Source organism: Lewinella sp. (assembly GCF_050633125.1).
Lineage (GTDB): Bacteria > Bacteroidota > Bacteroidia > Chitinophagales > Saprospiraceae > Lewinella.
Window position 1 is genome coordinate 36,441 of the sequence record NZ_JBOEFX010000006.1, and the last position, 11,432, is coordinate 47,872.

Consider the following 11,432-nt stretch of genomic DNA (forward strand, 5'->3'; position numbering starts at 1 on the left):
ATTCTACCTCTTCGAGGTGTGTTTTCTTGATCCTATGCTGGTTTTGTTTAAGATGTGTTCCAATCGTATAATCGCAATAGTACGATTGGGGGGTAATCGTATGATCGCACTGGTACGATTGGCGCAAAATGGCGCGCAAGCCAGCGGCTGAAGCGCGAGGCGCGGAGCGACTAAGGACAAGGGATCGTAGCGGTATGCAATGCGCAGCACTGCATGAGAGCGAAGAGCCCGGTGCCGATCCCGTTCCGACTAGAAAAGTCGGGACGGGAGAAGGCATGGCCCCAAATAACCTGAAAGCTACTTTAGGTACTTCCCGTTGCCGCTATGTATGAAATATGATGAAAATCACATGTTTCGTTGATGGAAATCAATGACTTCGCTGTTATAGTCGGGTAGTTTTGTGATGAATATTATACCAGCGATATGAAAAATCTCTTAATCTTAGGTGCGGGTACAGCAGGAACGATGATGGCCAACCATCTCGTCAAGAAGTTGCCGGCCAACGAATGGCAAATCACGATTGTCGATAAAGAAAAAACGCATTATTACCAACCAGGGTACTTGTTTGTTCCCTTCGATATCTACCAACCAGAACAGATTGTAAAGTCAATCGACCAGTTTATTCCTAAGGGAGTGAAGTTGGTGCGTGAGCCAATCGACCGGATCGCTAAAGACGAAGACCAAGTGTATCTGGCCAATGGTGAGGTGCTGAATTATGATTTGCTCATCGTTGCTACAGGTACCGACATTGCCCCTGACGAGATAGAGGGGATGCTGGGCGAGCACTGGCAAGAGAGTATCTTCGACTTCTACACCTTTGATGGTGCCAGTAACTTGCGTAAAAAACTGATGAACTGGGAAGGCGGTAAAATGGTTGTTCACATCTGTGAAATGCCGATCAAATGTCCGGTGGCACCCTTGGAGTTTGCGTTTCTCGCAGATTCTTTCTTCAAGAATAAAGGCATGAGGGATAAGGTGGAGCTCACCTTTGTGACACCGATGGACGGTGCCTTTACCAAACCACGAGCCACCAAAGAACTCAACTACCTGCTGGAACAGAAAAACATTCGCATTGTACCTAATTTCAATGTAGAGCGGGTAGATGGCGAAGCGCGAAAAGTATACGACTATGGTGGGCAAGAGGTAGATTACGATCTGCTGGTGACGGTGCCAACCAATATGGGCGACCCGATGATCGAGCGTTCTGGTATCGGCGACGACCTGAACTTTGTACCAACCAATAAGGCCACACTGCAAAGTTTGGTGAAGGACAACATCTTTGTGATCGGCGATGCTACCAATGTTCCAGCTTCTAAAGCGGGTTCTGTAGCTCACTTTGAAGCAGAGATATTAACAGAAAACATCCTCGCCTACGTAGCGGGTAAAGAACTGAAAGGAAGCTTTGATGGCCACGCCAACTGTTTCGTGGAAACGGGCAACGGCAAAGCCCTTCTCATCGACTTTAATTATGAACAAGAACCGGTAACGGGAACCTTCCCGCTGCCTGGCGTAGGCCCACTGCGGCTACTCAAAGAGAGCCGGGTGAACCACTGGGGCAAGCTGGCTTTCCGCTGGATTTACTGGAACATGCTCATCACAGGAAAACCGATTCCCTTCGTTTCTTCTGCGATGATGACCGCCGGTAAAGACATCGAACCAGTAGCTGCTGAGGTAGGATAATAACAGTACCACTGCGACTAAACAATCAACTAAAAACTAACAACAATCAACCAATAATATTATGGCAACGAGAGCATATGCAGGAACTAATGTAGCTTGTAACGACGAAGGCTACCTCACCAACCTGGAAGAATGGACACAGCAGGTAGGAAGAGAAATTGCTACAGAAGAAGAGGTAGAGATGACGCCCAAACACTGGGAAGTGATCAGCTTCCTTCAGGATCAATACCGCGCGGAAGTACCGCTGACGATCCGTAAGATAGGTAAGAGTGGTGTGACCAGCATTAAGGAATTTTATCAGCTGTTTCCTAATGGGCCCCTCAAAAAAGCGAGTAGAATAGCTGGGATACCCAAGCCTGTCAGCTGTATTTAACCTTTCCTCCTTTGGGAAATTCTTGCGAGAGGAAAGTATGCTAAAATAAAAAAGCAATAATGGAAAAGAATAATAAAGTAAAGAAAATGATGCTCATCTTGTCTAAGGCGACTTTAGACAATGTGTACGCCTGTTTTATTCTGGCCAATGGTGCCCGGATGGAAGGGATTGAATCTGAGATTTTCTTCACCTTCTTCGGCCTGGAAGCCATCCAGAAGTCTAGACTAGAGCATCTGCATGTAGCTACGGTAGGTAACCCGGCCATGCATATCCCAAGTATGCTAGGCGGTTTGCCGGGGATGGAAGCTATGGCGACCAAGATGATGAAGAAAAAGATTGAGGATTTGGATATTCCTCCCATTGGTGAGTTTTTGGAAATCCTGACGGCATCTGGGACTAAAATCTGGGCCTGTAAGTTGGCCATGGATATGTTTGACCTCGAAGAGAAAGACCTCATTGATGACCTAGATGGCGTGCTGACCGTAGGTGATTTCTACGGTCGTGCCGAAGGAGAGGGTACCCACGTGGTGTTCATCTAGTAATAGCAAACAAAGTCGGATATATAAAACCGGGGGGATGCGTCAAGCTCCTTCCGGTTTCTTTTTTGAAACCCCCAAGGGCAAATTCATGAATTTGCTTGAACCATATCAGGAAATGTTAGGGATTACAAAGAGGATGGTCGATAGGTTAAATTCACGAATTAGACCTACTAGGGTTTTGTTTTGAACCATATAAGTTCATGTAAGGAATTATAAGGTTTCTTAAATGACCTTATATTCCTTATATGGTTCAAACCATCATCCAACCAGTTAAAAACTGCTATTTTGCGGGCATGGAAATACCGCGTCGCATTCTGCCCATTATTGTTATTGCTCAATTTTGTTGCACCTCCTTGTGGTTTGCCGGTAATGCGGTGATGGCCGATTTGGTGGTGGATTTTTCCTTGCCGGTGAGCGCGCTGGGGAACCTCACTTCAGCGGTGCAATTTGGATTTATTGCGGGTACGCTGTTGTTTGCGCTGTTGACGATTGCAGATCGGTTTTCACCAGCGAAGGTGTTTTTTTGGTGTGCGGTGCTGGGGGCGTTATTCAATGCTGTTTCCATTGGCGGGTACAATACGCCGTTTACCTTGCTGTTGTTACGTTTTTTGATGGGATGCAGCTTGGCTGGCATTTACCCTGTAGGTATGAAGATTGCTGCTGATTATTACGCGCAGGGTTTGGGCAAATCGCTAGGTTATTTGGTGGGGGCGCTGGTGCTGGGCACGGCATTCCCGCATCTATTGCAGGCCTTCAGTGGCGACTGGCCCTGGCGATATGTGCTGTTGATCACTTCTGGGCTAGCGCTGCTGGGTGGTACCTTGATGTTGGTATTGGTGCCGGATGGTCCTCACCGCCGGGCAGGGCAGGGGCTGGACGTTGGCGCCTTCTTTAGTGTGTTTAAAGACCGTTCCTTTCGGGCGGCGGCTTTCGGTTATTTTGGCCACATGTGGGAGCTGTATGCCTTTTGGGCTTTTGTGCCGGTGGCATTGTTGGCTTACACGCAACTGCATCCGGCGGTTGGTTTTAGTATCCCTGTTTTGTCCTTTGTGGTTATCGGTATTGGTGGCTTGGCGTGTGTATTGGGCGGCTATCTGTCGTTGCGCTTTGGTGCCCGCAAGATAGCGGCGATGGCCTTGGCGCTGTCTGGGGTATGCTGCTTGCTTTCACCGCTGTTTTTCCTGTACGCGCCTGCGGTTGTATTTGCTTTGTTTCTTGTTTTTTGGGGAATGGTAGTGGTGGCCGATTCACCGCTTTTTTCTACGCTGGTAGCGCAAAATGCCCCTGCTGAAAAGAAAGGTACCGCTCTGACGATTGTCAATTGCCTCGGTTTTTCCATCACCATTCTGAGCATCCAGTTACTCAATTGGTTGCAATTGGAGGTGGCCCCGGCATATTTGTTTTTGGCGTTGGCGGTAGGGCCGGTGTTGGGGTTGTGGGGATTGCTGCGGAGGAGAATTTAAGATGTAGGATTTTTTAAACTATCAATCAGCTCTTCTACTGCTTTTTCGTATTCGTTTAGGAGGGCAACCTTGCGGTCTGTTTTCATTGGGTTTATAACATCGTTAATCGAATCAGGAACCCATTGTCAGTGTTGATTTCTAAACGGGCACCAATCTCTTTAGCCCGCATTTGCAAGTTGGAGATGCCCAAGCCAGACGTTTTGAGCACTTTGTTTTCTATACGACCATTGTCTTGGATAATCAATTGTATTCCATTTCGTCCGTGTTTCAGAAACGTAATTTGAAACTCATCTCCATTGGAATGCTTGGCAGTATTAGTAATAGCTTCTTTACAAATGAGGTACAGGTTCTGCCGTATTTGAGTAGGCATTTTTTTGTCTAGCGAAATGTCAAGTATTTTTAAGTCGAACATTATGTTTTTCAACTCAAGTGTTTCCATCGCATGTTCCCGAATTCGATCCAAAAGATTTTTAAATTTATCTTTTCTGGCATCAATGGCCCAGACGGTGTCTCTCATTCGAGACATAGCACTCCGGCTCATCTCACTAATTCGGTGTAATTTGGGTTTGCGTTCTTCAGAAGCGGTTTGTGTTAGGATTTCTGTTTGCATCGTTAAACCTGCTAATACACTGCCAACATCGTCGTGTAAATCGCTGGAGATTTTGACGCGGATACGTTCGATCTTCAGGGCCTGTTGTAAGCGATACATCGCAATGCTGTAAACAATCGCAGATACAGTAACTAGAGATGTCAGATAAAACCACCAAGTTTGCCACCAAGGTTTTCTGATAGCTATGCTTAAAGAATAAGGTTGCTCATTCCAAACACCATCCGCATTGGATGCTTTTATTTTGAATTGGTAATCACCAGGGGGCAAATTAGAATAGCGAGCAAAGCCATTCTTCTCTGCATCTACCCAAGTATCTTCATGGTTTTTGAGCTGGTATTGAAGCCGATTGTTTTTAGGGTCGCTATATTCTAAGGCCACAAAATCAAACGACAGGGTATTTTCATGATAATCTAATTCCAGTTCTTTTAGCTCGCCGATTTGTTTTGCTGTGACAAACAACTCATCATTGACCTGTAAGCGGGTTATTTGTATCTGTGGGGCGTAGGGAGTGTTTTTTATATGCTCTGGAGAAAACCGGTTTAGTCCTTTGGTGCCACCCAACCAAATTTCACCATTGCTGGTTTTCAAAAAAGCATTGGTATTGTACTCATAGGCCTGTAGACCATCAAAAAGCGTGTAACGGTGATGCCTTTTTTCTTCCGGAAAATAGCGAATGACTCCTTTATTACAACTCAGCCAAAAGCTGCCAGAAGCATCTGGAATAACACAATAATAATTTTCATTAGGGATACCGTCCTCCGCTTCATTCAATAATTCACTCGCGCCATCCTTTTTGTTTATTTTGAGTAGCCCGGTAGAGGTAGCGATCCATAAAAAATGCTCCTCTTCTTGATAATCTTTGGCATAGCCAATGCCTTCAATTTCTCTACTGACCATATAATTATTACCATCAGCTTCTAAGATCAGAACCTTAGAAGCATTTACGGCTAAATAGAGCAGCCCATCTTGCGTTTCATAAATAGATGTTGCCAATGCTTGCTGGTGTTCTCCTAATGCTTGGAAGGGTGTAAAAACGGTTGCATTATCAATGATCTCAAACTCATAGATGCCCGAATAAGTAGCAAAGAGGGTGCGCCCATCTCGAAGCTGATAAACATATAAAATGTAGCTGGGCAAGTTCTGAATGTACTCAAATTGTCGTTGCGCTTTATTCCACTTTAATAACCTGTTTAGATCTGTTGCCCATAAACCATCATTACGCTCAAAGAAAAACTGAATAGACTTTTTATTGGCTAAAAGTACAGGGCTAAGTTCTTCGTGCTTTTCAGCTGTTGGATAATAAGTTGTAAAGCCTCTGCCGTGGCTGCAGAAAAGTTCTCCGTTACCGGTTTCAAAAATCGCTTTGACATTTTGACCAATAAATGCATCTAAGTTGTCGAACTTTTGCTTGGTTAAATTGGTGTAATTCACACCAGATGAAAAACTACTTATCCAAATGTTTTCTTGATGATCCTTGTATAGTTTATTCACTGTCCTGACACTTAACCCTAGTTTTTCAGGATTGTTGGCAGAAATGCGCCCTGTAAATTGTGCTGTTTTTTTGTTGAAAAAAAGAATACCCAGGCTAGAGCTTGCTACCCAAGCAATAGAATCATTAATGCTTACACTTGAAGTAACCTGACCTATTTCCAAGTCATTAAAGGTATCGAAGATGCGATAGCTTTGCGATTTGGGATAGAAGAGTACAAGTCCTTTTTTTGTTCCTAAAAACCAGACGTCTTCCTCTTCTTTAACTTGATTAAAATGGATGACCTCCATTGTTGCTACTTCCGTTTGAGTTTTACCAAAAAAAGTAACGAGTTCGAAAGGAGCCTGGGGGGCTAAAACGGTAATTCCACCATTTGCATTAAGGTTACAAGAAACGATCTGTTTAATCTCTCCTGTTTTATCTAGTACAGGAAAGTTATGCTGCCCGTCAATAGCACAGCGTAAAACGGAAGTATTAGCTTGAGTATTAAATAAGTAAAGCTTCCCTTTAGCACCTATTCCAACTCTGACCCAAAGTTGATCTTGCTGGTCTAAATAAAAAGCGTGATAATCTTCCTGCAGAGATACGCCTTGTTTGTCTTTAATTTGAAAGTGTTGAAAATGGTCTTTTTCCCTGATGTAGCAATGAATGCCTTCATAAGATGTAAACCATAGGTTGCTTTGCTCATCTTCGTAGAAATTACTGGTAATAATATTGCCTAGCAAACTGGTAGAATCACCTGAAATGGATTTATAAACCTTCACCGACTTTCCATCGAAGCGGTTTAAGCCATCAATTGAACTCAGCCAAATAAAGCCCTTGGAGTCGTGGTAAATAAAATCATTTGAGGCTTGGGATAAACCTTCTTCCGGCGAGAGGTAGTGGAAGGTTTGGGTTTGGGCATAAAAAATGCCAGGGCTGATCGCAAATAATGCGATCAGCCATAGTAGATGAACGTTTATTTTAGTAAGGCTAAACAAATGGCATCTTTAATTTTTAACAAGCGTTTGTTCGTTACCATAAGCACCACCACCACAATTGGGAGGGCAAGGCAAGAAGCTCATTCTTGAAAAAACTTCATCGTTTTTATACTTTGCAGTTCCAATAATAGTTCTTTTCAGCTCATCCGTATCCGATAATTTAACGTCAATGACCTCAAACATAATCTCATCGAAATCTTGATCCGTGAAGAAACTACCGTCAAATAACACTTTAAGTCCTGTTTGATAACGGACTTTATTTAAATCATCAACAATTTTTGTTCCTGATCCATTCCCTGAAACAAGGGCACTTGCAAGTGCAGTTGGAACTTGCTCTACTCCCTCAATAGTAACAGCACCATTAATGGAAACAGTCCCCTGATCATTGCTGGCAAGGCAAAAGTAGTCTGGCCCAATCAAGTCATCTTTCCCATTGGTACCCCAGGCAATCATTATCAATTCATTGTTATTGACTGCTGGATACATCCGGATACCATCACAATTATCCATGGCTAATAATGCCTTTAAGCTATCTTCGCTAAAAGATGCGGTTAAATCAGAAGGGCTATCTGAAATGGATTGAATATGTGTTTCACCCGCTACTCTGAACTTATCATCTAACAAGTTACTCAGCGTTAAATTAACTTCAACGGTCTTTCCCATTATTTTCGGTTTTAGAATGTTTAAGTAGGTAATTACTGATTGTCACAGCTCACCATCCATTACTTTTTTAATCACTTCCATTTTATTATTTACCTCTAGTGTGCGGTAAATTCTTTTGATGTGATCTCTTACCGTATCTAAAGAAATGTCCAATTTGTGGCCGATCATTTTGTAGGACAAGCCATCTACTAATGCCTGAACAATTTGCATTTGGCGTTCCGATAATTCATCTCCTTTCTTCTTTGCTTTAGGCATAAATCGCTGCGCAATTTTCCTGGCTACAGCAGGCGACATATAAGACCCGCCACGTGAAACGGTAAAGATGGCTTCTTGGATTTTGAGTAATGGTGTCCGTTTGGAAATATAAGAACAGGCACCTGCACAAAGCGCATCATAAATTTTATCGTCTTCCTCGAATGTAGTCAATATTATAATATCCAGGTCTGGATATTTTTGACGAATATGATAAATACCCTGTATGCCAGACATTCCGGGAAGTCCAATATCTAACAACATCACATCCACCAGCGGTTTCCTTAAAGACCGGGCCTTTTCCAGAAAAGCTTCTACACTGGTAAAACTGGCTGTGATAAGAATAGAGGGATGCTGAGGCATAAAAGTCTCTAGGCTTTCTTTGATCACCTCGTCATCTTCTATGATGGCTAATTTGATTTCTTTCATACAACAAAGATAAGGAGGCTGTACCTAGCAGTCTCCCACATTTTAATGTGGAGAGCTATAAAAATTAAGAAGACTCAATTTGTTTTTTGTGAAATATTAAGACATCAATTTTCAAAGAAAAATGTACTGTCCACATCAAAATGTGGAAGACCTGCCTGACTAAGCCCCATACCTTTGTCCTATCAGTAATTGAAACGGAATCACAGTTAGCGAAGATGAAAACTTTGATCTATTTCATAAACATCTAAAACCTAGCAAGCATGAACATCTTCCCCGTATTGCTCCAATTGCGAACAAAAGAATCGCGTGAAATTTTTTCTAGCATCTATTTTAAGGCCTCTGGTTTGCCGATTCCTGAAAGTTATTTGCACCATCCCAACAATAGGGTTTTTGGTGTCTACAAAAAACAGGAATTAATTGGCGGCTATATTTTAGGGAATAATTCCAATTTTAGAACAATAGCCCTTTTTGCACAGGAAGAGAAGCATGATATGCTTTACGAGCAGCTAGAAAGCAAGGGGGTGTTCACGGAGATTTGCTGCTTTTGGATAAAGAAAGAAGTGAGAACGCAGACTCACTTCAATTTTTTTATTTGGCTGACTATGGCCTATGCACTCAGGCGGTATGGTACGCCGTATGTGCTTTTTGGAACCTGCTCCCGTTCGTTGGCTCAGCTGTATTCTTCTACTTCAAGAGTGAAATTTCTTAGTGAAGATGTGATCAAAAGGAAGTCTACTTTCATTTTTTGGTCGAAGCAACGCTATGCCGTTTCGGGTATCTCCGAAATTGTTTTTCATAAACTGAAGCGGGTTTTGAAAATCGCGAAGAAGCCCAAAGCACTCATCAATATTTAATACCAGTGCGAATAAAGCGCTAGGGTTCAATATCATTTTACCTATTTCATTAATTTTTAACCACTTTTTAAATCAATTAAAATGGAAAATTTAAGTCGAGTTGTAAATGCCCCCAAAGAGCAATCTTTAGAATTGCTAAATAACCATCACACCTTAGATGCGCATATGTATCAGGCAATGAAAATGCTGCATGGTAGCGAATTTTCAGAAGAAATTGATATGGCAGCAGGCCGGCAGCTTTCTATGTCCAGGAGTCGTAATCTTAATAAGATATCTGCTAAGGCTTACATCTGGGGCTTCCATATTGCAATCCCGGAAAAACCATTACAAGAGTTACTCAAGGCTACAGACATAACGGCTGCCGTTATTGCACTTGGAGGGGCTGGTTTTGGTGCAGGAGGGGTTCCTCCTATTGCAGCTGTTGCAGCTGTATTAGCTGGGATTATAGGATTAGAAAGAGCAGTTATTCAAAGTATCGATGGAGGTAAAGGAGTATACCTTAGCTGGTCTTGGATTCAGGTACCCTTTATGTTTTCGCCTCCATATGTTGGTGTGCAACCTGTAATCACGCGTATCAAGCGCTAATAATTGTCTTGTGATAAAATAGCCGTTTGTAGCATGCTACAAACGGCTATTTTATAAAAAGGAAAGAATTTCAGCTTTTGGCGTTGGCGGTAGGGCCGGTATTGGGGTTGTGGGGGGTGAGGGATAGGAAGGTGGTAGTAGTTTAGGGGCTAGTTTGTATGTTAAATATGAATTTATATGTAACTTTGTTTTGTTCAGAAATGTTCTTAAAACAGATAGTATCATAAAAATACATTCATGAACACAGTGAAAGAACTCCAACATAGTTTGTCTCAGCTTATTTATTCTATAACTGATGTAAAATCTCTAAGCGAGATTAAGTCAACAGTAGATCTCTTTGTGAAAGATGATAGTATTAGTAATGATGTGCCCTGGCAAGCAGCTATTTTATCGATGAAAAAAATATCTTCATTGGAAGATGTAGCTAAGAGCCAAGGAGATAAAAAGCTAACTTTTGATGAATTATACCCATGTATTGATGAATCTGAAAATGATTACAGTGTTGATGATTTGCTAGCGGCCCTAAATTAGAGAGATACATGGACTATTTACTAGATACTAATGTCATCATTATCTACAGTAAAAATAGAGGCCGAGCAAAAAGAATAGAAGCAGACCATAAAATATTTGTTGAAGAGAATAATCTTGCTATTTCAATAGTATCCATAGCAGAAATAAACTCAGTTATTCACCAATTCAAAATAGGAGATACAAGGCGAACTGGAATAGATAAGATTTTAGAAAACACAACAAGGCTTGATATATCGTATGATGAAATCTTAGAGAAATACGAAGAAATTGATGCCTATAGTCAAGGTAAACATCGGTCTAGGAAGTCTAATTTTTCGGCAAAGAACATGGGTAAAAATGATTTATGGATTGCTGCTACAGCTAGTGCGTTTAATATCACTTTAGTTACTACTGATAGAGATTTTAACCATTTAGATGGTGAATTTTTAGATCTTAAATTTATCGATTTAAATAAGTACAAATAGAGCATTCTCTGCTCAAAATGCCCCCTCTCTAGAAAAAGGGTTCACTGTGATAATCCTCAATTATTGGCTACTTAAACACAAGTAAACAAAACGCCCCCTCAAGGCATTATAATAAGCCTAACTAATGTGTACTTTCGGCCTGCCTAAAGAATAGCACGAAAACAAAATCGCATTTTATTNNATTTTCTGCGCAATACTAAGGACGAAATGATCGAAACCAAGTAAGATGCTGAATTATATTAAAGAAGTGTTGGCTAACATGCCAACAGACTGGTTGGAGCTAACCACCCATCGACTAGATATTTTTGATGAAAAATTGGCCAAGGTTCAATTCCTGGAGCAGTTTGAAACCCTGTTTAAGAACAATAATGCTGAAACTTTTGCGCTCCGTGAATTACCTACTGCTTTTGACTATATCCGATTGGGGCATCCATTGTCTTCTGTTCTCGAATGGGCAATTGCCAAATCGAACAATCTAAAGGCAGAAAGTGTAATAAGCTTTTCATCAAAGACGGTTCCT

11 protein-coding genes and 1 pseudogene are annotated in these 11,432 nt (G+C 41.9%); 9 read left to right on the forward strand and 3 right to left on the reverse strand.

The features are described from left to right. Positions 1 to 423 precede the first annotated feature (423 nt). From sqr to ACRBG0_RS01145, 4 genes are all read left to right on the forward strand, one after another. On the forward strand, positions 424 to 1,680 hold the full coding sequence (gene sqr / locus ACRBG0_RS01130) for a type III sulfide quinone reductase, selenoprotein subtype (protein ID WP_431485096.1): 1,257 nt from the start codon (positions 424 to 426) through the stop codon (positions 1,678 to 1,680). Positions 1,681 to 1,741: 61 nt separating this feature from the next. Next, positions 1,742 to 2,053 carry a TusE/DsrC/DsvC family sulfur relay protein gene (locus ACRBG0_RS01135; protein WP_431485097.1) on the forward strand — a complete coding sequence of 104 codons (312 nt, stop codon included), beginning with the start codon at positions 1,742 to 1,744 and terminating at the stop codon, positions 2,051 to 2,053. Between the two features lie 59 nt (positions 2,054 to 2,112). Further along, positions 2,113 to 2,592, forward strand: coding sequence for a DsrE/DsrF/DrsH-like family protein (locus ACRBG0_RS01140; RefSeq protein WP_431485098.1), 480 nt, complete (start codon positions 2,113 to 2,115; stop codon positions 2,590 to 2,592). 293 nt (positions 2,593 to 2,885) lie between these two features. Further along, the gene (locus ACRBG0_RS01145; RefSeq protein WP_431485106.1) at positions 2,886 to 4,055 is read left to right on the forward strand and encodes an MFS transporter; all 1,170 of its coding nucleotides are present in this window, start codon (positions 2,886 to 2,888) and stop codon (positions 4,053 to 4,055) included. A gap of 91 nt (positions 4,056 to 4,146) precedes the next feature. Here ACRBG0_RS01145 and ACRBG0_RS01150 read toward each other — a convergent pair whose 3' ends face one another. From ACRBG0_RS01150 to ACRBG0_RS01160, 3 genes are read right to left on the reverse strand one after another with little or no spacing between them, the layout of a single operon-like run. Then, a complete protein-coding gene (locus ACRBG0_RS01150) occupies positions 4,147 to 7,134 on the reverse strand; it encodes a ligand-binding sensor domain-containing protein (protein WP_431485099.1) in 2,988 nt (995 codons plus the stop codon). 9 nt (positions 7,135 to 7,143) lie between these two features. Next, positions 7,144 to 7,797, reverse strand: coding sequence for a hypothetical protein (locus ACRBG0_RS01155; RefSeq protein WP_431485100.1), 654 nt, complete (start codon positions 7,795 to 7,797; stop codon positions 7,144 to 7,146). A 42-nt stretch (positions 7,798 to 7,839) separates the two neighbouring features. Then, a complete protein-coding gene (locus tag ACRBG0_RS01160) occupies positions 7,840 to 8,478 on the reverse strand; it encodes a response regulator (protein ID WP_431485101.1) in 639 nt (212 codons plus the stop codon). A gap of 260 nt (positions 8,479 to 8,738) precedes the next feature. Between ACRBG0_RS01160 and ACRBG0_RS01165 the strand changes: the two genes are divergently transcribed. The 5 genes and pseudogenes from ACRBG0_RS01165 to ACRBG0_RS01185 all read left to right on the forward strand — a co-directional run. After that, the gene (locus ACRBG0_RS01165) at positions 8,739 to 9,332 is read left to right on the forward strand and encodes a hypothetical protein (protein WP_431485102.1); all 594 of its coding nucleotides are present in this window, start codon (positions 8,739 to 8,741) and stop codon (positions 9,330 to 9,332) included. Between the two features lie 81 nt (positions 9,333 to 9,413). Next, positions 9,414 to 9,917: a hypothetical protein gene (locus ACRBG0_RS01170; protein ID WP_431485103.1), complete on the forward strand. Its 504-nt coding sequence runs from the start codon at positions 9,414 to 9,416 to the stop codon at positions 9,915 to 9,917. A gap of 237 nt (positions 9,918 to 10,154) precedes the next feature. Next, complete coding sequence (locus tag ACRBG0_RS01175; protein WP_431485104.1) at positions 10,155 to 10,448, forward strand: hypothetical protein; 294 nt, start codon at positions 10,155 to 10,157, stop codon at positions 10,446 to 10,448. An 8-nt stretch (positions 10,449 to 10,456) separates the two neighbouring features. Continuing rightward, entirely contained in the window at positions 10,457 to 10,912 is a 456-nt protein-coding gene (locus ACRBG0_RS01180; RefSeq protein WP_431485105.1) for a type II toxin-antitoxin system VapC family toxin, read from the forward strand. Positions 10,913 to 11,138: 226 nt separating this feature from the next. Then, positions 11,139 to 11,432, forward strand: a pseudogene (locus tag ACRBG0_RS01185) (cystathionine beta-synthase); the annotation flags it as partial.

Coding starts and splice junctions, on each gene's coding strand:
- ACRBG0_RS01165 (WP_431485102.1), top strand. CDS start 8,739: ATGAACATCTTCCCCGTATTGCTCCAATTGCGAACAAAAGAATCGCGT.
- sqr (WP_431485096.1), top strand. CDS start 424: ATGAAAAATCTCTTAATCTTAGGTGCGGGTACAGCAGGAACGATGATG.
- ACRBG0_RS01155 (WP_431485100.1), bottom strand. CDS start 7,797: ATGGGAAAGACCGTTGAAGTTAATTTAACGCTGAGTAACTTGTTAGAT.
- ACRBG0_RS01140 (WP_431485098.1), top strand. CDS start 2,113: ATGGAAAAGAATAATAAAGTAAAGAAAATGATGCTCATCTTGTCTAAG.
- ACRBG0_RS01180 (WP_431485105.1), top strand. CDS start 10,457: ATGGACTATTTACTAGATACTAATGTCATCATTATCTACAGTAAAAAT.
- ACRBG0_RS01160 (WP_431485101.1), bottom strand. CDS start 8,478: ATGAAAGAAATCAAATTAGCCATCATAGAAGATGACGAGGTGATCAAA.
- ACRBG0_RS01170 (WP_431485103.1), top strand. CDS start 9,414: ATGGAAAATTTAAGTCGAGTTGTAAATGCCCCCAAAGAGCAATCTTTA.
- ACRBG0_RS01175 (WP_431485104.1), top strand. CDS start 10,155: ATGAACACAGTGAAAGAACTCCAACATAGTTTGTCTCAGCTTATTTAT.
- ACRBG0_RS01135 (WP_431485097.1), top strand. CDS start 1,742: ATGGCAACGAGAGCATATGCAGGAACTAATGTAGCTTGTAACGACGAA.
- ACRBG0_RS01145 (WP_431485106.1), top strand. CDS start 2,886: ATGGAAATACCGCGTCGCATTCTGCCCATTATTGTTATTGCTCAATTT.